The organism is Paramixta manurensis (assembly GCF_013285385.1).
In the GTDB taxonomy this organism is placed as follows: Bacteria; Pseudomonadota; Gammaproteobacteria; order Enterobacterales; family Enterobacteriaceae; genus Paramixta; species Paramixta manurensis.
In genome coordinates this window covers 810,983-830,358 of the sequence record NZ_CP054212.1, presented here as the reverse complement: position 1 = coordinate 830,358, position 19,376 = coordinate 810,983, and the positions used below count along the sequence as shown (strand labels likewise).

Below are 19,376 nucleotides of genomic sequence, written 5' to 3'. Positions count from 1 at the left end.
CGGATTCAAGCATCCGCCAACGCTTTTTTTACGTTCCACAACGCTGGATGAGAACTAAATGGGGCCGCTTTACAGCGCATCAAGGGTTAAAAATGAAAAAAATTTTCCACACGCTAATGATCCAATGCACGCAATAACGGAAGATGGCGTTTATTGCCCGCCAGCCATAGCCCGAGTAGCGCGCCCATCATGGCCAGCGCCAGCACATACCAGGCTGGCGCCATCGGCGTGGTTTTGATTAATAAGGTCACGACAATCGGCGTTAATCCGCCAAAGATGGCATAAGAAAGGTTGTATGAAAAAGAGATGCCGCTGAAACGTACCGCCGCCGGAAAAGCCCGAACCATCACAAATGGCACCACCCCGACCACGCCAACGCTTAACCCGGCGATGGCATAGGTAGCGAATAAATATCCGCTGCCCCACGCCGCGCAGTAAAAAAAGAGTGTGCTGCCTATCGCCAGTAAAATACTTCCAATGCCTAACGTTAATGCCGCGCCCCAACGATCAACAATCAGGCCGGATAAAATACAGCCTGCCAGCAACATAACCGTCGCCAAACTATTTGCCTGTAGCGTTAACGCCGCCGGAATTCCCTGCTGTTTTTGTAGTAAAGCCGGCGCCATCAGGATCACCACCACAATGCAGGCGGAAAGCAGCCACGTGAGCAACATTGAAAGCGCCACTCCGCGCTTATGGCTGAGTAACACCGCCTTCAGCGGCAGCGTTTTCGACAGCGCCTCGCGTGCCTTCAACTGTTGGAAGACCGGGGTTTCCTGCAACCAGCGGCGTAAATACATCGCCACTAAACCAAAGATACCGCCGAGAAAAAAAGGAATACGCCAGCCAATGTCACTAATCACGCTGGCGCTCAGAGTGGAATTGATCACCGTGGCAACCAGCGAGCCCAGTAAAATACCAGCCGTTAGACCCGCGGTTAGCGTACCGCAAGCGAAGCCAATCCGTTTTTCCGGCACATGTTCCGCGACAAACACCCACGCTCCCGGCACTTCGCCGCCAATCGCGGCGCCCTGCAAGACGCGCATTACCAGGAGCAACAACGGGGCGGCAACGCCCAACGTTTGCCAGGTTGGTAATAATCCTATCGCCAGCGTCGGTAACGCCATTAACAAAATGCTGAGGCTAAACATCTTCTTGCGCCCCACGCGGTCGCCAAAGTGCGCCATTATCATGCCACCCAGCGGACGCGCCAGATAACCGGCGGCGAAAATCCCAAATGTTTGGACCTGGCGTAACCAATCGGGAACATCGGCCGGGAAAAAGCGTTCGCCAATCACCGCCGCGAAAAAAACATAAATAATAAAATCGTAAAACTCGAGTGCGCCACCCAGGGCGGCCAACGACAGCGTTTTATAATCCTGACGAGACAACCGGTGATGCAGTGATGATGGCATTATTATTCCTTTGCGCAGAGAAGCCTTCAGGCATAGCTGGCGGCTGACGCATTACGCTTGTGGCGGGCGACGGGCACTTTTCGGACGGAACGCGGCGACAACCTGGTCATCAGTCTCGATATAGGGCCCCTCCAACAATTGGATGCAATAAGGCACGCTGGCGAAAATCCCCGCAACTCGCGTTGCGCCTTCGGCATCTTTCAAACCTTCCAGCGTTTCTTTGATTGATTTAGGTTGGCCGGGCAAATTGAGAATTAGCGACTGCTTGCGGATAACGCCGACCTGGCGTGAAAGAATGGCGGTTGGCACAAAATTGAGGCTGATTTGCCGCATCTGCTCGCCAAAACCCGGCATTTCACGATCGGCCACCGCTAAGGTGGCATCGGGCGTAACATCTCGCCGTGCTGGCCCGGTTCCGCCAGTGGTCAGCACTAACTGACAGAAACGCTCGTCAACCAACTCACACAAGGCTTGTTCAATCATCGGCTGCTCATCGGGAACCAGACGCGTTTCAATCTCAAACGGCGTGGTCAACGCCTGTTCTAACCACGCCTGTAAGGCAGGAATACCTTCATCCTGATAAATCCCATTCGCGGCGCGGTCAGAAACGGAAACTAATCCTATACGTAATATATTCATGCTGTTATTCACTGAGTGTTAACGGCCTACCGAACAGAAGCAGCGCGTTTTACAGAGGGTCAATGGCAAGGATAATACACGTAAGCGGGAGATGCATAAAACAGGAAAACGTGGCCGCAGACCGGCCACGTCGGAAGGATTACAGCAGGTCGGCAATCATCTTCTCAAGTTTGCCCTGGTCAACCGCGAAGTTGCGGATGCCTTGAGCCAGTTTGTCTACCGCCATCGGGTCCTGATTATGCTGCCACAGGAACTCAGACTCGGTCATTTTCGCCGGGCGGGCTTTCACTTCACCCTGGAAGGTCAGTTTACGTTCAACGGTGCCTTCGCTCTCCGCCAGCTCTTTCAGCAACGAAGGTGAAATGGTCAAGCGATCGCAGCCCGCCAGTTCCAGAATTTCACCGACATTACGGAAGCTGGCGCCCATCACCACGGTTTCATAGCCATGCTGCTTGTAATATTCATAGATTTCACTGACCGAAACCACGCCCGGATCTTCATGCGGCGCGTACTCTTTTTTATCCGTATTGGCTTTGTACCAGTCAAGAATACGGCCCACAAACGGAGAGATCAGGAACACACCGGCTTCCGCGCAAGCGCGAGCCTGAGCAAAGGAGAACAGCAGCGTCAGGTTACAGTTGATACCCTCTTTTTCCAACTGTTCGGCGGCACGAATGCCCTGCCAGGTTGAAGCCAGTTTGATCAGGATGCGATCATTGCTGATCCCGGCATCGTTATACAGCTTGATCAGGCTACGCGCTTTGGCGATGCTGCCTTCGGTGTCGTAAGAAAGGCGCGCATCAACTTCGGTTGAAATACGACCCGGCACCAGTTTCAGAATTTCCAGGCCAATGTTAACCGCCAGTTTATCGGACGCAAACGCGACCTGGGCTGTTTTATCACTGCTCTGCTGGCGCGCCCACGCGATCGCTTCATCAATCAGTTTACGATATTCAGGAATTTGTGCGGCGTTCAGGATCAGGGAAGGGTTAGTAGTAGCATCCTGGGGTTGGTACAGCTTCATCGCTGCGATATCGCCTGTATCGGCTACAACGGTGGTTAGCTGACGCAGGGAACTAAGTTTGTCCGTCATGGTTGTAGATTCTCTTAAATGTGACTGTCAGGTTGTAAAATGCCTGTTGCGATAATATCACGCGCAACCCGGCGTGCAACAAGTGCGTGCCGCGAAACCCATCGCTGTTACTGATGGCAATGATTTGCCTGTCCTTCAGGCTTTTTTGCTAAACTTGGCGCGCAAAACCAGGAAAACAGACGATAACCTGCGTAGTTAACGTAAGGAACCACCATGTTAATGATCATTTCTCCGGCCAAGACGCTGGACTATGAAAGCCCGCTGCCGACACAGCAATTTACGCAACCGGCACTGTTAGAAAAATCACAACAGTTGATTGAAATTGCGCGCAAACTCACGCCGGCAGAAATCAGTTCGTTGATGGGCATCAGCGATAAGTTAGCGCACCTGAATGCTGAGCGGTTTAATGACTGGCAACCGCCCTTCTCGCCGGAAAACGCGCGTCAAGCGATCCTGGCGTTTAAAGGCGATGTCTACACCGGGCTGGCAGCGCAAGACTTTAGCCAGCAAGATTTTGCGTTCGCTCAACAGCACTTACGTATGCTTTCCGGCCTATATGGCCTACTGCGCCCGCTCGATTTAATGCAGCCTTACCGCCTGGAGATGGGGATAAAACTGGCCAACCCAGCCGGTCACGATCTGTATAGTTTCTGGGGCGACACGCTGACCGAGATGCTGAATCACGCGTTGGCTGAACAGGGCGATGAGGTTTTAGTTAACCTGGCTTCCGATGAGTATTTCAAAGCGGTGAAGCCGAAGAAGCTCAACGCACGTCTGATCAAGCCGGTTTTTCTGGATGAGAAAAACGGTAAATTTAAGGTCATTAGCTTTTATGCCAAAAAAGCGCGCGGGCTAATGAGCCGCTATATCATTCAAAATCGCCTGAAAAAAACCGCGCAGCTCCAACAGTTTGATCTGGAAGGTTACGTCTATTCCGCGGCGGAAAGTACCGACAATGAATTAGTGTTTAAACGCCCGGAAGCACGCTAGCCCGAGGGTAAACTATCGAACTTGATGTCTGATGGCGGTTTGCGTTCGCGCTCACCGTCATAAGCCGGTTTGATGTTTCGCTCTTCATCCTGCTGTTTTATCACGTTTTTAATTTTCACTCACCTCGCATCCCATACGGAAATCGTATAACTTCGCCGTGCGCCGAACCATCTCCGCTGAATCAATACAGAAACAGCGTTACGTCATAAAACCGTAAGGAATGAGGTGGTTATGTATCGGCAACCTGGCAATCAGGCACTTAACTCAGTATTGCATCAGCGTCATCAATCCACTGCCGCAACATGGGATAACCCGTTACCGCCCGAGGCGAAGGAGTGGCTACTTCAGGCGGCGCTGCATTATGGCGTGAGTCATACACAGGCCGCGCGGTTCGCCGCCGAAGGGCGTATCACGCTGGATGCGCTAACCGTGGTGATGGTCTGTTTGCGCCACGAACCCGTCCCGTTCTGGCTGGCGCTAGGTTACCTGCCGCCACCGGGGGAACTCCATCCGACGGTATGGCATCACGCCTTGTTACGCAGCAATGATGTTGCGATGGCGATGAACGGTAGCAGCTTCGGCATCGATAACGGCGGTAACGCCATACTCACCAAACCCTTACCGTTTGATTCGCCAGAAGACGCCGGGCAACTTGCCGCCTGTTTGAACGACTTTAATACCCTCGCCTCTAGCCTGACCGATTTATTGCTTGAGCTAAAACCACCCGCGCAACCTGCCGCGTCACCGGCGCAACACCAGCCATCATCGCCCGACGACCGGCTAATGGAGCAAGCAATGCTCAAGACATGGCATGTGCCGCTAATGACCCAAGTCTGTGAGGTACTCGGGCCTGCTGCCAGGCTCAGCGTTTACGATGGCTGCCTCTGCGCGATTGATTTTCCCGAACGGCAAATCACCTTGCTGGGTGATGGCGATGAGCGGCATTTATTGATCGCGACAGCAGTCTCTGCGCGTTTCAGCGAAGAAAAAATGCATCCCGAACTGCTCCGCGCGAACAGTGAATTGATGGCGCTCTCGCAGTGTGCCTTTTCCCTCTCCTCTTCTGGCGTCAGCCTCCTCTCTCGTCTGGATAGCCAGGCGCTTAACGCCAATGACATCGCCGGTTGGCTGGCCGATTTTATGACGCTGGCAACCGCCTGCGATCTCTCCCCTTCCGCCGCCGCAACCACGAGGTAAACCATGAACAATGCCATCAATAATCGCCCTGAATTTATTCCCATGACAGTGCGCCATCAAGGTCCGCATGGCGATCTGGAGAGTGGGCCTCGTCCGGCGCCGCCTGGACGCGCGGCGCGGATTGCCAGCGATGCCGCCACGCTGTTTTCGCAACTGCCCGGCGGCATTCGCTCCGGCGCGGCAACCACCATGAAAGGCGTGGCCTGGGCTGGCAACGCCACGCTGAGCGGTGCCAAAAGTGCCGGACTTTCACTGGGGAAATTTGTCGGCGCACCGCTGCAGAACCGCGCCTGGGGCGCACTTAGCGGACACGTATTGCAGCAGATGCTCACCTGTGGTGGCCCAACGTTAATGCGTGAAGAGGCGTTTATTGAAGCCTATAACCTCATGTTGCCGCACTTGACGCAGAAAAGTCCGGCGGCGGCGGTCACTTTGCAGGTGTGCATTTCTGCCGCCAGTATCGCCGCGCATTACGCGGTACGTGAGCCGCGCATCGAGCGCGATCCGCAACATAATCAGGTTGCCGTCAGAGGACACTTTGGGCTTAGCCCGGAGCATGCGGAAATTCTCCAACGCGATAAACCACAAGAGTGGGAAGCCCTCGTTGCCACACAGCGCGCCAATTCACAGCGGGTAACCGGCCAACAAATTGCTGCTGAGTTGATCAATACCGGCCTATCGCTGGCGGGCGCTATCAGCGGTAATCACGGGTTAACTACCCGCATCATCAGTTCGCAAATCCGTAATCTGCTCTATGCCGCCTCACGCGAATCCTTGCAGGCTTCCGTCAGTTTAACCGGCTCCACCCAAGGCAAACCGACCTTTGGGGTTAACGATCCGCATATGGCCATCAACGGGGCCTGGTATACCGTCATGACGCTGAATATGGGGCTAATGCAAGACGCACTCATCCAACTGGCGTTGCCAAAGGGCTACTCGGTTTCCGGGCCGGAACTGCGCAATGCCGCCGGAGAGCTGCTATCAGGCAAAGAGTTGCATCAATTAGCCACCGTGGTTTCCGGCCTGCGAGCGGCATGTAATACCTTGATTGAAGTCACCGATGCCTTCCTCGGCAAACACTATGACACTAAGCAAGTGGGCGATACGCAGAAATTCGCCGCCTCATTGCCGTTGAAAGATTATGGCCGTCTACTGGATCACTCCGTGGCGCGCCTAAGCTGGAATAATTTCGCTAATGGCATCACGCTAGCGGCGCAGCAAATCGCCAGCCGGGTCGCCCATGGCGATGTCCCGTCCGCGTTGTCGAGTTTATTGGGCAATGCGGGCAGTGCCGCCGCGTTTGGATTGACCTATAAAATGGTTAACCAAACGTATCAGGCGCATGCGAAAGTGCGTGCCGCGGTTGCCGCCACACCGGCGCCTGCAACGCCCGCGCCCACTTCCGGCCAGCCCCCTGCCGCCGTCGAAAATGCTAACCAAAGGTCGTTTCTTGATCTGGAGTCTGATTCAGAAACCAGCAGTATTGATGAGGTGCCGAACGATCCGAATACTTCGTTTCTCAATATTTGAGGCGCCAGCAACCGGAGAGAAAAGTTACTCCGCCAACGCACGCTGGCGGAGTTTTTCGCTTTACTGATTCAGTAAGAACGCACGCAGGCTGGCAAACTCAGGCGCCATCTGATGTGACAGCAGAGGCAACTCAGCACGTTCAGCCAACGCATCCGGCAGCGGCAGCGTCTGGTCAAGAATCTCTTCGACGCTCTCTTTGAATTTCGCCGGATGTGCGGTTCCGAGAAACAGGCCGTACTCCCCTTCTCGCAGTTGATCGCGTAATACACGGTAGGCAATCGCCGCATGAGGTTCGGACAGATAACCCAATTCCGCTAATTCACGCATTGAAGCGCGGGTGGTTTCATCGTCAACGGCGCCAAATCCTAAGTCTTTCAAACGCCAGGTTTTACGGCGGAACAGTTCTTCAACGCGCGGCCAGTTATTTGGCTGACTGACATCCATTGCATTAGAAAGCGTTGCGACCGTAGCGTTAGGACGCCATTCGCCCTCGGCCAGAAAACGCGGCACGGTATCATTCGCATTGGTCGCGGCAATAAACCGTTTCACCGGTAGGCCCAGCGATTTCGCCAGTAGCCCGGCGGTCAAATCGCCAAAGTTCCCGCTCGGTACCGAAATGACCAGTTGGTTGCGCTGTTCCTGCGGCAGTTGCGCTACCGCTTCGAAATAGTAACAAACCTGGGCCAGCAGACGGCTAATGTTGATGGAGTTCGCCGAGTTCAGACCAATGGCCTGTTTCAACGCTTCATCATCAAAGGCTTGTTTCACCAAAGCCTGGCAGGCGTCAAAATCGCCATCAATAGCAATGGTCTGGATGTTACCGCCAAGAGTACAGAACAGTTTTTCCTGCAACGGGCTGATTTTGCCCTGCGGATAGAGGATCACGACCCGCACATTTTCCATACCGTAAAACGCATGGGCAACCGCTGCGCCCGTGTCGCCTGAGGTCGCCGTCAGAATGGTGATTTGCTCATCGGCGCCGCTGATATAAGAGAGCATTTGCGCCATAAAACGGCCGCCAAAATCTTTAAACGCCAGCGTGGGGCCGTGGAATAACTCCAGGCAAGCGATATCCCCGGTAACCTTCGCGACCGGTGCCGGGAAGGCAAAAGCCTGCTTCACCCGTTCCTGAAGTTGATGAGGGGAGATTTCATCGCCGATAAATGCCGCGAGGATTTTGCTGCTACGCGTGACAAAATCCAACTCCAGCATCGCATCAATATCGGTAAGTTCAAATTCCGGCAGTTCGAGCGGGAAAAACAGCCCTTGCTGGTTTCCTAGCCCCTGTTTTACCGCCTGAGCAAAGCTAACCTGTTGGTTATGATCCTTTAGATTGTAGAGTTTCATTCGGTATCCTGTTTACGTGCGCCTGCCGTATCGAGACGACAAATATGGACGAAGCCTTCTTCATTTTGCAGGTAATTCTGGCTCAGCCAGTCTGCCATACGCTGGGCGGTATCACCGTTGTCACAGACCGCAAAAAGCGTCGGCCCGGAACCGGAAATGCCACAGGCCAGCGCGCCAATATCTTGCGCCGCCTGCCGCGCTTCAGCAAAGCCCGGCAACAGCCGGGTACGGTACGGTTCGGCGATAACATCACGCATTAATTTCGCCGCTAACGCAGGCTGCTGCGTATGGCACGCGTGAATAAACCCCGCTAAATAACGACCGTGTTGAATACAGTCTTCTTTTCGGTACTGCGCCGGTAAAATCGCGCGCGCTTCAGCGGTCGAGACTTTAATCCCCGGATACGCCATTACCCACAGCCACTGGTCAAAGCCTGGCACCTGTTGGCTGATGATGCCGTTTTCTTCCAACATTAATTGCATGCCGCCGAGAAAGCAGGGAGCGACATTATCATAGTGTACGCTGCCGGAAATACGCCCTTCCAGCTCGCCCATCAGGGTCAGTAACGCCGTGTCATTCAGCGGCTTCCCACAGAACTCATTCATCGCCATTAAACCAGCCACTACCGAACAAGCACTTGAACCAAGGCCGGACCCGATCGGCATGTTTTTTTCCAGCGTCATCGCCACCGGCACGGTTTGGCCTATCGCCTGGCAAAAACGCTCCCAGCATTGATAAACGATATTCTCATGAGTGGCTGACGGCAATTTACTGACAAACCGCCCTTTGTTTACCAGGCTAAATTGATCAGCCGCTTCGACCGTTACGCAATCGCCCAATAACGAGCCATCCACCGGCGACACCGCGGCGCCCAACACATCGAAGCCGACGCTAACGTTGCCAATTGAGGCCGGTGCATAAATTTTTACCATCATTAAACTCCCAACTTCCATGACAGCGTACGTAACAGATCGGCAAAAACGCCCGCCGCCGTCACATCGTTACCGGCGCCGTAACCGCGTAACACCAACGGAATCGGTTGGTAATAACGGCTATAGAAAGCCAACGCATTCTCGCCATTTTTCACTTTATACAGCGGATCGTTGCCATCAACGGCATCAATTTTTACCTTACAGACACCGCCTTCTTCAATCGCACCGACAAAACGTAACACTTTCCCTTCATCACGCGCAGTAGCAACGCGGGCAGCGAAGGCATCATCCAGCTCCGGCAAGCGCTGCATAAACGTTTCCACTTCAGCGATCTCGGTAAAGCTGGTCGGTAAGAGTGGCTCAATCTCAATATCTTTTAGCTCAAGCTGATAACCGGCTTCACGGGCTAAAATCAACAGCTTGCGCGCCACATCCATGCCGGACAGGTCATCGCGCGGGTCCGGCTCGGTAAAGCCCATCTCACGCGCCAAACGCGTCGCTTCCGATAGCGAAACGCCTTCGTCCAGCTTGCCGAAAATAAACGATAGCGAGCCAGAAAGGATCCCGGTGAATTTAATCAATTCATCGCCTGCATTCAGCAAGTTTTGCAGGTTTTCAATCACCGGTAACCCAGCGCCGACGTTGGTATCGTAGAGGAATTTGCGGCGTGATTTGGCCGCTGCCGCCCGCATTTGCTGATAGTAATTCCATGAGGAGGTGTTAGCCTTTTTGTTCGGCGTAACCACGTGGAAACCATCGGCAAGAAAATCAGCATATTGATCGGCGACCGCCTGGCTTGAGGTACAATCAACAATTACCGGGTTGAGCAAATGATACTCTTTAACCAAACGGATCAGGCGGCCTAAATTAAACGGCTCTTTCGCCTCCAGTAACGCCTCTTTCCAGTTTTCCAGCCCAATGCCGTGAACATTGGTCAGCAACGCTCTGGAGTTGGCGATACCGCAAACCCGCAAGTCGATATGTTTCTTTTTCAGCCAAGCCTGCTGACGATGGAGTTGGTCAAGCAACGCGCCGCCGACACCGCCAACACCGACCACAAACACCTCAATCACCTGATCGGTATTAAACAGCATCTGATGAACCACGCGTACGCCAGTGGTGACTTCGTCGTTGTTAACCACCACCGAGATAGAACGTTCTGATGAGCCCTGCGCAATCGCCACAATATTGATATTGGCGCGCGCCAACGCCGAGAAGAATTTTGCCGAGATCCCGCGTTGGGTGCGCATGTTATCGCCGACAACGGAGATTACCGCTAAACGCTCCATCACATCCAGCGGCTCCAGCAGGCCATCCTTCAGTTCCAGATAGAACTCCTCTTCCAATACTCGCCGCGCACGAACCTGTTCACTCTGCGGCACGCAGAAACTGATGCTGTATTCCGACGAGGATTGGGTAATCAGGACGACTGAGATTCCGGCGCGCGACATGGCGGCAAACACACGCGCAGCCATTCCCACCATTCCTTTCATGCCGGGGCCGGAGACGTTAAACATCGCCATATTATTCAGGTTGGTAATCCCTTTAACCGGGCTTTCATCCCCTGCGCTATCGCCGCCAATCAAGGTGCCGGGCGCTTGTGGATTGGCGGTATTCTTGATCAGACAGGGAATTTGGAATTGCGCGATTGGAGTGATGGTACGCGGATGCAACACTTTAGCGCCGAAGTAGGATAACTCCATCGCCTCCTGATAAGACATGGATTTCAGCAAGCGCGCATCGGGTACCTGGCGCGGATCGCAGGTGTACACCCCGTCAACATCGGTCCAAATTTCGCAACAGTCGGCACGCAGGCAGGCGGCCAACACCGCGGCGGAGTAGTCGGAACCATTCCGCCCCAGAACCACCAACTCGCCCCGATCGTTACCGGCGGTAAAACCAGCCATCAGGATCATATTTTCCGCCGGGATCTGACTCGCGGCAATGCGGCGTGTCGATTCGGGAATATCGACCGTTGAATCAAGATAGTGCCCTACCGCCAACAGCTTCTCAACCGGGTCTATCACGCTGACGGCGTAGCCGCGCGCCTGTAATAAGGCTTCCATAATGGCAATAGAGAGTTTTTCGCCACGGCAAATAATCGCCGCATTGACGCTATCCGGGCATTGTCCTAACAAACTGATCCCATGCAATACCTGCTTTAGCTCGGCAAACTCCTGCTCTACCACGCTTTTCAGGCGGTCAAAAGCAAAGCCCGGCTGCGCATCTGCCAAACCGCGCAACAAATCGGCAAAGATACGTTCGGCGTCGCTGATATTCGGTACGGCATCCTGGCCACTGATGGTTTTTTCAATCATCGCCACCAGATGATTGGTAATCTTCGCGGGCGCAGAGAGTACCGTTGCCACCTGTCCTTGTTGCGCATTACTTTCAAGAATGTCGGCAACGCGTAAAAAGCGCTCCGCATTCGCTACTGAGGTTCCGCCGAATTTCAGCACTCGCATGTTTAAAACTCTCCTGAATTTATGCCGAAAAAAAAGCCCGCACTGTTTAGGTGCGGGCTTCTTTTTTTCTTTTTCCTGTATGCGTCAGCCCGCACCGTTACCTGTGGTAATGGTGGTGGTAATAATAGTGATGGTGTTCAGGCTATTTGTACGCATTGAGATTTTTCGTCTGTCTGTTTTTTCATGTCTGTCTGCTTTCCAGAAGTAAAGCAAAGCGCCGGCCAAGTCAATTTTTTTATCAATGGCGCCCTTACGCGCCCCTGGCGGCTGCTACGCTTTCCTTCCTCATCTAAAACTCAATCGTTTATTTCAACCAATTTTACTGGTATCTCTCACTGCGATATTAATTTTATGCCGAATTTTTATCTGGCAAATTTTTTTCAATGTCATGCAATAAACGATGCAGCATGGCGCTGTCACGTTGCTCCAACAAACCAAGCCGTTGTTGTACCCAATCCGCCAACTTCTCATCATCCTCAACATTGAGCCGAAAAAGTAGCCGATCAATGCGTTGCCGTAACGCCAGCAATTGCCCGGCATCAGCGCCCGGAGCCCGTTGAGGCTGAACCTGAAGCAGCGAAGCCAGTTGGTAACAGTACACCATCACCGCCTGACCTAAGTTGAGCGAGGGATAATCTTGCGCCATTGGAATCCCGGTCAATAGATCAACCTGGTCCAGTTCTTCGTTAGTCAGGCCGCTATCTTCACGACCAAAAACCAGCGCCAGGCTACCGCACCAGGCCTGTTTTTCGCGCAAAAGGGTTTCTACCTGCCCCGGCGTTGCGTAATAACGAAACTTCGCCCGGCTACGTGCGGTCGTGGCGACTGAGAAATCAATATCGGCCAACGCGTCGGCGAGCGTTTCGAAATGGCGAATATTATCAATAATATCACCCGCTCCATGCGCAACGCGCCGTGCTGCCGGTTCTTGCCAAGCCTGACTTTGCACAATCCGTAATTCGGAAAACCCCATCGTTTTCATCGCGCGGGCCGCCGCACCGATGTTTTCTGCCCGGGCTGGAGAGACAAGGATAAGAGGAAAACGCATGACTACCCTGAATGTGACTAAACAATTGGCGAATACTTTGACACGACAACATGTTAAATAACAGAATCATTTATTTAACAAATAAGTAACATTGGGAAAAATGACGAGTTAACAGATGAAATAAGCCATTTCACCCGTTTTTTTATCAATAATGACAGTAAGAACAAAATATCCATAAATAAACCAAAATAATCATAAGGATAATTATCATTTCCCTCTAAAAAAACTAATCCATTTTTTACCGAAAGAGACGGGAAGTCAGGGTTATATTTGTGAGCTAAGCTGGCATTATGTGGAGGATTTTTCACAAAAGCCTTAACGTGCTACACTTGGACTTGATATAAGTCAACGAAGCGTTGTTTTAATGCTTAACGGTTGTGGTCTGTGCTGTTATGTTGGTGTTAATACAGTTAGGATATACGCCGTTTTGGCAAGCCGGGGTATGCAGGATTCATCCTTATGGCTGAGCTAATAATGTTGTTGACGTTGATGGATGGTGCATCAAGAACATAATTCTGTACATCGGTTAACTCTCCGACGAGGTCAGCTTCCCGAATCGCGCACGTTAACCCTTGTACCTCCTGTTTTCGATTTGTTGGCAATTTTAGGTAGCGAACACATGCAGACCCCGCACATACTTATCGTTGAAGACGAATTAGTAACTCGTAATACTCTCAAAAGTATTTTTGAGGCCGAAGGCTACATGGTCTATGAAGCAACAGACGGTGCTGAAATGCATCAAGTTCTTACTGAGAATGATGTCAACCTGGTGATTATGGACATCAACCTTCCCGGTAAAAACGGCCTGCTGCTGGCGCGTGAACTACGCGAACAGGCAAATGTAGCCTTAATGTTCCTCACTGGCCGGGATAACGAAGTGGATAAAATTCTCGGTTTAGAGATCGGTGCTGATGACTATATTACTAAACCGTTTAACCCGCGTGAGTTAACCATTCGCGCCCGTAACCTGCTTTCCCGCACCATGAATTTGGCGGCGACCGGTGAAGAACGCAAGCTGGTAGAAAGCTATAAATTTAACGGGTGGGAACTGGATATTAACAGTCGCTCTTTAATCAGCCCGCAGGGCGATCACTATAAGCTGCCACGTAGTGAATTCCGTGCCATGCTCCATTTCTGCGAGAATCCGGGCAAAATCCAAACCCGTGCCGATCTACTGAAAAAGATGACCGGCCGTGAGTTGAAACCGCACGACCGCACCGTTGATGTGACTATCCGCCGTATTCGTAAGCATTTTGAATCCACGCCGGATACGCCTGAAATTATCGCCACCATTCACGGTGAAGGCTACCGTTTCTGCGGCGATCTTCAGGAATAACCACGCCTGAAGAGGCCGTTTCCGGCCTCTTCAGTGCAAACCAAAAGCCCTGTTCCGGGCTTTTGTTATTTCCACGGTATAATCGGCACCGCGCTCAATGCATTCTTCGGCGAACCATCCACCACTTTATCGGAATAGGTTAAGTAGATTAACGCATTGCGTTTTTTATCGTAAAAGCGCACGACCTGCAGTTTCTTGAAAACCAGCGAAGTGCGCTTGCGGAACACGACCTCGCCCTCTGTTTTGCCTTTGGCGATGTTGTCGTTAAGCTCAACCGGCCCGACTTGCTGACAGGAAATTGCCGCATCGGAAGTATCCTCCGCTAAACCGAGTCCGCCCTTGATACCGCCGGTTTTTGCCCGGCTGATATAACAGGTTACATTTTTTACGTCCGGATCATCGAAGGCTTCGACCACAATCTTATGATCGGGGCCAAACACCTTGAACACCGTATCCACCGAGCCTACCACCTCGGCGCGAGCGGTAAACGTTGCGAAAATTACGGAAGTGATTATTATCATGCTTCTTATTGTCATATCGTTACCATTGCAAGTGAAATAGATGACATTGTAAGGTACGCTAATGTACGACATTTGCGTTAACACCCACTATTCTGTCGCTAACGCGCGCTGATATAGCACATTCGAACAAACAAAACCGCCACTATTTTTTGGCTTTTTAGTGCTATTATTCGTCGACTTTCTTTCCCTGCGCCAATTTGTGTACGAAGAGGACGTTTTATGGACCAAGCCGGTATCATTCGCGATTTGCTTGTCTGGCTGGAGAGCCATTTGGATCAGCCCCTGTCACTAGATAACGTGGCGGCAAAAGCAGGTTATTCAAAATGGCACCTGCAAAGAATGTTTAAAGAGGTCACTGGACACGCGATTGGCGCCTATATTCGTGCGCGTCGCTTGTCAAAAGCCGCTGTCGCACTGCGCTTAACCAGCCGTCCGATACTTGATATTGCATTGCAATACCGCTTTGACTCACAACAAACATTTACCCGTGCATTTAAAAAACAGTTTAACCAAACGCCGGCGTGGTATCGCCGCGCTTCCGACTGGAATTCGTTTGGTTTACGTCCGCCAATCCGCCTGGGTGACTACACGCCGCCTGAGCCGACCTATGTGACGTTGCCGGAAACGGTGCTACTGGGGCAGACGCAAAGTTATACTTGCACACTGGAGCAAATCTCGCGTTATCGCGATGAGATGCGTATCCATTTCTGGCAGCAGTTTTTGTTGGAAACCGATACGGTACCGCCAGTGTTGTATGGTTTGCATCAGGTCAGGCCGAGTCAGGAAAAAGATGACGAGCAAGAGATTCTTTACACCACGGCGGTGTTATCTGACCAGTTGGCGAAAACCATGCAATCCACCCAAACGGTGTTGCTGGAAGCGGGTGACTATGTGCAGTTTACCTTTGACGGGCCGCGTAACGAGCTGCAGGAGTTTATTCTGCAACTCTATGGCACCTGTATGCCGACCTTGCAACTGACGCGCCGTCAGGGTCAGGATATTGAGCGCTTTTATACCCATGGCGGGAAAAAACGCTCGGAGCCCCCGAAGGAAATTCGCTGCGAATATTTAATTCCCATTCGCCGCACCGCGTCTGCCGAATAACGCTCGCCGCACACCTACCGTAGAGGTCAGGCATGCCTGACCCACGGTTCATCAGCCAACTTAACGCTGTAACTCGTCCAACGCCGGTAAATCCAGATGTGAAACATCGCCAGCGGTTTCAACGATCCAGCCGGAGGCGAGCCAGGCGCTGTGTTGGTGGTCCACGCGTGAAATGGAGCAATTGCGCAAGCGCAGGCGGCGCTCGGCGTGAGCAGGTAACCCAAGGATAGTGCTAACCAGTGCGCCCAGCGCCATACCGTGGCTCACGAGCAGTGGACGGCTGCCGGCGGGCAGTTCCAGGCAGGCATTTAACGCCTCTTGCATACGTGCCGCCAATTCAGCCATTGATTCCCCCTGAGGGATACGACCATCAACGGTCCCGTTCACCAGCGTTTGGCGCCAGCTTTCCTCTTCTTCGCTCAAAGAATCGATCGGGCGTTGCTCCAGCACGCCCATATTGAGCTCACGCAGCCGTGCATCAAGCGTGACCGGGCAACCGCAGGCATCGGCAATAATTTCCGCTGTACGGCGCGTGCGCCCTAAATCGCTGGCGATCACATGCGTTATCCCCAATGACTTGACGCGATCGCCCACCTGCTGCGCCTGCTGTTCTCCCTTTTCCGTCAGCGCGCTGTCTGACTGTCCCTGAATACGTCTCGCCGCATTCCAAACCGTTTCCCCGTGGCGAACAAGATAGACCTGTAACATGCTTTTTTCCGTTATACTGCGACAAATTTGCGTAGAAGGTTCAAACAATTATGTACCATGTTGTCGCTGCTACCATCAACCCGGCAAAAATTAGCGCGATTTCTCAGGCATTCAGCGATGTTTTCGGAGAAGGATCCTGCCATATTGAGGGGGTCGAGGTCGACAGTGGCGTTGCGGCGCAGCCCTTAACCGATCTCGAAACGAGAACTGGCGCACGTCAGCGCGTAATGAATGCCCGCCAGGTTCGCCCTGAAGCTGATTTTTGGGTCGCGGTGGAAGCCGGGATCGAGGCAGACAATGCCTTTGCGTGGATGGTGATTGAAGATCGCAAACAGCGCGGAGAGTCACGCTCTGCCAGCTTTACCCTACCACCCATCGTATTAGCCGGTATCGCCGCCGGGCGCGAGCTGGGTGAAGAGATGGCGCAGTTAACCGGGATTGCAAATATCAAACATCAGGGCGGTGCGATTGGTGCCTTTACTAACGGGGTTCTGAGCCGTAGCAGTGTCTATCATCAGGCGTTGGTGCTGGCGTTGTGCCCTTTCCATAATGAGATTTATACCCGTCCTACTTCAGGCATACAGGCTTAGGGCTTAGCGTTTCTCGCCCTCCTGCAACAACCGTACTTCCAGCCATTTTTTCAACGCGGGCGGCGCGGCGCGCAGACTGTTCGAACCTCGCGTAATGGTCGCGATGCCGACGCCCAGCTCGTTTTTCAACTCGCGCTGGCTCATATCACCCCGGATCAACTCCTCAATGATGCGCAAACGCGTGCCGAACGCCTCACGTTCATCAGGCGTCATCATTAACTGCAAGAGTGGCAAAGAGAGCTCATCGGCAAAGGCTTGCCGCATTAGCTCAACAAAGCGCTGCCAGTCTTGATTGTGCGGCTCTTCGGTGACCGGAACCGGGGGATGTTGCGTCATGGGGGCTTCCGTACTCATTAGCGAGTACGGAAGAATAGCATAATCAATAACGCTCTCGCCACTCGCTATCGACAATGATTTTGTCCGACTTACCCATAAAGTGACGGTAGTAGGCATCATAGGCCAACACATTCTTCACATAGCCGCGCGTTTCCGAGAATGGAATGGTTTCGATAAACGCTATCGCATCCAGGCGGCCTGCGCTGTTCCCTCGCCAGGTTCTTACGCGCGACGGCCCGGCGTTATACGCGGCGGAGGCATAAATGCGGTTTTGACCAAACTGCTGATAGACCGACTCAAGATACTGAGTACCAATTTGAATATTGGTTTGCGGATCGAACAGTTGGCTACTGTTGAGATAGCCGGGAATACCATACACCTTCACGGTATGGTCGGCGGTCGCTGGCATTACCTGCATCAAACCCGCAGCGCCTACCGGGGAGCGCGCTTTCGGGTTCCATGCGCTCTCCTGCCGGGCTATCGCCATCGCATAGCTTGGCGGAATTGATTTACCTTCGGTATAACGCGAAAAGTTATCTTCCCACGCCAGCGGGAAACGCTCACGCAAGTTATTCCACAGTTTGCCGCCAATCGTCGCCTGGACGCTCAGATCCCACCAGTCATGCTCAAACGCATAGCGCGCCAACATTTGCTGCTGCGACGGCGTCTTGCTGGCAACCAGGTATGACCATTCGCTCCGTGCCAGATTATCCATGCCCCAGTACATCAGCTCGCGTACACGGGCAATCTCGGCACCGCGCTCAACACTGTCATCCGGCTTCGGCGACGCATCGACGCGTAGCGGATAATCCACGCCAAGCCGTTGCGCGGCAACCATCGGGTAAAAGCCACGCTCCTGCATTAACTTACGTAGGATCTCGTCAGCCTCGGCTTTACGCCCTTGTTCAATCAGCAAATCGGCCTGCCAGTATTGCCACTCATCTTTCTCTTTCGCCTCCACCGGCAGACGGGCAATCCAGGTATTCAATCCACGGCGATCGTTATTCCCCAACGCCATACGCACGCGTCGTTCAATTAACGACGTCGATTCGCTGTTCATTACTACGTTATCGCGCCAGGTCGCTTGCTCTGAGGTGGTATCGTTACCCATCAACCGCCAGGCGACCGCTTCTTTCATGGCCTGCTCTTCTTCCGGGTTCATTTTTTGCAAACGCACCACCAGCGGAATCAATAGACGCGCATTTTCCACATCCTGGCGTGCCAGGCGCGTAAAGGCGGAGAAACTCGCCTGGCGAGTAAAATCCGTTGGCCCGACTGCACGCGCGAACGACTCCAGGGTTTCCGGATCGTTTTGTAGCGCCATGGTCGCCCCGGCAATAGTTTGATAATCCGCCGGTAGCTGCTTCGCGAGGAAATTAACCAGGCTGGTATTCCCGCTATCCATCGCTAAACGCATGCGCGCCAATGTCACCAACGCCGTTTGCTGCCCGGCTCCCTGCCAGGCGGTAAATAACTTATCACACGCCTCCGGTAACGAACTCCCGCGCAACCAAATGGTTTTTGCGCCCTCCCAGGCGGCCTGCTGCTGCCCGGTCATCAGTTTGGCGTAATACCAATTGCAACGCGCCGCGACCGGCGTCGGTTGATTCGGGCTAAAGGCCAATAACCCTACCCAGTCTTGCCGACGCGCCAGTTCATTAACAAAGCGCGATGAGAGCGTCCGCACCGGCGGCAAGGTTGGGTAGCGCTGAATAAAGTTGCTCACCGCCAGGCTGGTTTCATTATTCAGGTCTTGCGCCAGCAGACGATATTCCAGGTAGGGATAGAGCGGATAATCTCTTAAAGTCGGCATCAACTGCTCAACCGTATCCATCTGCTTATTGTCCCAGGCTTGTTTAATTTGCTGATAGCGATCGCGCTGCGCTTCCAGCGAATCAGCCCAGGCGCTACTCGCCACGGTGATCAGACAGACTCCTGCTATCCAGTTACGCCACTTATCCACCCTGATTCTCACTCGCGCTCTCCTCTTTATCTTTCACCCCGGCTGCATGCCCGGCTCCCTTCATGCTAACCAGGCATACGGTCTCATGCCATGTTCTTCACAAAATTTACCTGGATGAACCCTCTGCGCGGCGCACCGGAATTGTTCAGCGGCTGCGCCGCT

At 53.1% G+C, this 19,376-nt stretch carries 18 protein-coding genes and 1 other annotated feature; of the genes, 6 read left to right on the top strand and 12 right to left on the bottom strand.

The window, feature by feature from the left end; translation table 11 throughout:
• Positions 1-113: 113 nt before the first annotated feature.
• The 3 genes from PMPD1_RS04065 to tal all read right to left on the bottom strand — a co-directional run bounded on the left by PMPD1_RS04065 (position 114) and on the right by tal (position 3,147).
• Positions 114-1,415, bottom strand: coding sequence for an MFS transporter (locus tag PMPD1_RS04065; protein ID WP_173632832.1), 1,302 nt, complete (start codon positions 1,413-1,415; stop codon positions 114-116).
• 51 nt (positions 1,416-1,466) lie between these two features.
• A complete protein-coding gene (gene mog, locus PMPD1_RS04060) occupies positions 1,467-2,054 on the bottom strand; it encodes a molybdopterin adenylyltransferase (protein WP_173632831.1) in 588 nt (195 codons plus the stop codon).
• Positions 2,055-2,193: 139 nt separating this feature from the next.
• The gene (gene tal, locus PMPD1_RS04055) at positions 2,194-3,147 is read right to left on the bottom strand and encodes a transaldolase (protein ID WP_173632830.1); all 954 of its coding nucleotides are present in this window, start codon (positions 3,145-3,147) and stop codon (positions 2,194-2,196) included.
• Between the two features lie 213 nt (positions 3,148-3,360).
• Between tal and yaaA the strand changes: the two genes are divergently transcribed.
• From yaaA to PMPD1_RS04040, 3 genes are all read left to right on the top strand, one after another.
• The gene (gene yaaA / locus PMPD1_RS04050; RefSeq protein ID WP_173632829.1) at positions 3,361-4,137 is read left to right on the top strand and encodes a peroxide stress protein YaaA; all 777 of its coding nucleotides are present in this window, start codon (positions 3,361-3,363) and stop codon (positions 4,135-4,137) included.
• A 231-nt stretch (positions 4,138-4,368) separates the two neighbouring features.
• Positions 4,369-5,334, top strand: a complete 966-nt coding sequence (locus PMPD1_RS04045) for a CesT family type III secretion system chaperone (protein WP_173632828.1) — start codon at positions 4,369-4,371, stop codon at positions 5,332-5,334.
• Between the two features lie 3 nt (positions 5,335-5,337).
• A complete protein-coding gene (locus PMPD1_RS04040) occupies positions 5,338-6,864 on the top strand; it encodes a hypothetical protein (protein ID WP_173632827.1) in 1,527 nt (508 codons plus the stop codon).
• A 60-nt stretch (positions 6,865-6,924) separates the two neighbouring features.
• Here PMPD1_RS04040 and thrC read toward each other — a convergent pair whose 3' ends face one another.
• From thrC to PMPD1_RS04015, 5 genes are all read right to left on the bottom strand, one after another.
• Entirely contained in the window at positions 6,925-8,211 is a 1,287-nt protein-coding gene (gene thrC, locus PMPD1_RS04035; protein ID WP_173632826.1) for a threonine synthase, read from the bottom strand.
• The gene (gene thrB / locus PMPD1_RS04030) at positions 8,208-9,143 is read right to left on the bottom strand and encodes a homoserine kinase (protein WP_173636110.1); all 936 of its coding nucleotides are present in this window, start codon (positions 9,141-9,143) and stop codon (positions 8,208-8,210) included. The genes thrC and thrB overlap by 4 nt, the downstream gene beginning before the upstream one ends.
• Before the next feature lie 2 nt (positions 9,144-9,145).
• On the bottom strand, positions 9,146-11,608 hold the full coding sequence (gene thrA / locus PMPD1_RS04025; RefSeq protein WP_173632825.1) for a bifunctional aspartate kinase/homoserine dehydrogenase I: 2,463 nt from the start codon (positions 11,606-11,608) through the stop codon (positions 9,146-9,148).
• 26 nt (positions 11,609-11,634) lie between these two features.
• Positions 11,635-11,757, bottom strand: a sequence feature (Thr leader region).
• Positions 11,693-11,764 carry a thr operon leader peptide gene (gene thrL / locus PMPD1_RS22680; RefSeq protein ID WP_354292873.1) on the bottom strand — a complete coding sequence of 24 codons (72 nt, stop codon included), beginning with the start codon at positions 11,762-11,764 and terminating at the stop codon, positions 11,693-11,695. Its footprint overlaps the feature before it by 65 nt.
• A 193-nt stretch (positions 11,765-11,957) precedes the next feature.
• Complete coding sequence (locus tag PMPD1_RS04015; RefSeq protein ID WP_173632823.1) at positions 11,958-12,656, bottom strand: tRNA/rRNA methyltransferase; 699 nt, start codon at positions 12,654-12,656, stop codon at positions 11,958-11,960.
• A 619-nt stretch (positions 12,657-13,275) separates the two neighbouring features.
• Between PMPD1_RS04015 and arcA the strand changes: the two genes are divergently transcribed.
• Positions 13,276-13,992 (top strand): two-component system response regulator ArcA, encoded by a 717-nt coding sequence (gene arcA / locus PMPD1_RS04010; protein ID WP_173632822.1) that lies wholly within the window; start codon positions 13,276-13,278, stop codon positions 13,990-13,992.
• A gap of 65 nt (positions 13,993-14,057) precedes the next feature.
• On the opposite strand, the gene creA is transcribed toward arcA, so the two are convergent.
• Positions 14,058-14,528, bottom strand: coding sequence for a protein CreA (gene creA / locus PMPD1_RS04005; RefSeq protein ID WP_173632821.1), 471 nt, complete (start codon positions 14,526-14,528; stop codon positions 14,058-14,060).
• A 204-nt stretch (positions 14,529-14,732) separates the two neighbouring features.
• Here creA and robA point away from each other — a divergent pair, with 204 nt between their 5' ends.
• Positions 14,733-15,617: an MDR efflux pump AcrAB transcriptional activator RobA gene (gene robA, locus PMPD1_RS04000; RefSeq protein ID WP_173632820.1), complete on the top strand. Its 885-nt coding sequence runs from the start codon at positions 14,733-14,735 to the stop codon at positions 15,615-15,617.
• Between the two features lie 60 nt (positions 15,618-15,677).
• Here robA and gpmB read toward each other — a convergent pair whose 3' ends face one another.
• Complete coding sequence (gene gpmB / locus PMPD1_RS03995; protein ID WP_173632819.1) at positions 15,678-16,325, bottom strand: 2,3-diphosphoglycerate-dependent phosphoglycerate mutase GpmB; 648 nt, start codon at positions 16,323-16,325, stop codon at positions 15,678-15,680.
• Positions 16,326-16,375: 50 nt separating this feature from the next.
• Here gpmB and yjjX point away from each other — a divergent pair, with 50 nt between their 5' ends.
• Positions 16,376-16,915 (top strand): inosine/xanthosine triphosphatase, encoded by a 540-nt coding sequence (gene yjjX / locus PMPD1_RS03990; protein ID WP_173632818.1) that lies wholly within the window; start codon positions 16,376-16,378, stop codon positions 16,913-16,915.
• Between the two features lie 3 nt (positions 16,916-16,918).
• Here the strand turns inward: yjjX and trpR are convergent, their stop codons facing one another.
• Together trpR and sltY are read right to left on the bottom strand one after the other, a co-directional pair.
• Complete coding sequence (trpR, locus tag PMPD1_RS03985; protein WP_173632817.1) at positions 16,919-17,251, bottom strand: trp operon repressor; 333 nt, start codon at positions 17,249-17,251, stop codon at positions 16,919-16,921.
• A gap of 43 nt (positions 17,252-17,294) precedes the next feature.
• Positions 17,295-19,214, bottom strand: coding sequence for a murein transglycosylase (gene sltY / locus PMPD1_RS03980; RefSeq protein WP_173636109.1), 1,920 nt, complete (start codon positions 19,212-19,214; stop codon positions 17,295-17,297).
• Between the last annotated feature and the right edge of the window lie 162 nt (positions 19,215-19,376).

Excerpts from the sequence above, each read along its gene's own strand:
- PMPD1_RS04065 (WP_173632832.1), bottom strand. The coding sequence starts at position 1,415 with ATGCCATCATCACTGCATCACCGGTTGTCTCGTCAGGATTATAAAACG.
- mog (WP_173632831.1), bottom strand. The coding sequence starts at position 2,054 with ATGAATATATTACGTATAGGATTAGTTTCCGTTTCTGACCGCGCCGCG.
- tal (WP_173632830.1), bottom strand. The coding sequence starts at position 3,147 with ATGACGGACAAACTTAGTTCCCTGCGTCAGCTAACCACCGTTGTAGCC.
- yaaA (WP_173632829.1), top strand. The coding sequence starts at position 3,361 with ATGTTAATGATCATTTCTCCGGCCAAGACGCTGGACTATGAAAGCCCG.
- PMPD1_RS04045 (WP_173632828.1), top strand. The coding sequence starts at position 4,369 with ATGTATCGGCAACCTGGCAATCAGGCACTTAACTCAGTATTGCATCAG.
- PMPD1_RS04040 (WP_173632827.1), top strand. The coding sequence starts at position 5,338 with ATGAACAATGCCATCAATAATCGCCCTGAATTTATTCCCATGACAGTG.
- thrC (WP_173632826.1), bottom strand. The coding sequence starts at position 8,211 with ATGAAACTCTACAATCTAAAGGATCATAACCAACAGGTTAGCTTTGCT.
- thrB (WP_173636110.1), bottom strand. The coding sequence starts at position 9,143 with ATGGTAAAAATTTATGCACCGGCCTCAATTGGCAACGTTAGCGTCGGC.
- thrA (WP_173632825.1), bottom strand. The coding sequence starts at position 11,608 with ATGCGAGTGCTGAAATTCGGCGGAACCTCAGTAGCGAATGCGGAGCGC.
- PMPD1_RS04015 (WP_173632823.1), bottom strand. The coding sequence starts at position 12,656 with ATGCGTTTTCCTCTTATCCTTGTCTCTCCAGCCCGGGCAGAAAACATC.
- arcA (WP_173632822.1), top strand. The coding sequence starts at position 13,276 with ATGCAGACCCCGCACATACTTATCGTTGAAGACGAATTAGTAACTCGT.
- creA (WP_173632821.1), bottom strand. The coding sequence starts at position 14,528 with ATGACAATAAGAAGCATGATAATAATCACTTCCGTAATTTTCGCAACG.
- robA (WP_173632820.1), top strand. The coding sequence starts at position 14,733 with ATGGACCAAGCCGGTATCATTCGCGATTTGCTTGTCTGGCTGGAGAGC.
- gpmB (WP_173632819.1), bottom strand. The coding sequence starts at position 16,325 with ATGTTACAGGTCTATCTTGTTCGCCACGGGGAAACGGTTTGGAATGCG.
- yjjX (WP_173632818.1), top strand. The coding sequence starts at position 16,376 with ATGTACCATGTTGTCGCTGCTACCATCAACCCGGCAAAAATTAGCGCG.
- trpR (WP_173632817.1), bottom strand. The coding sequence starts at position 17,251 with ATGACGCAACATCCCCCGGTTCCGGTCACCGAAGAGCCGCACAATCAA.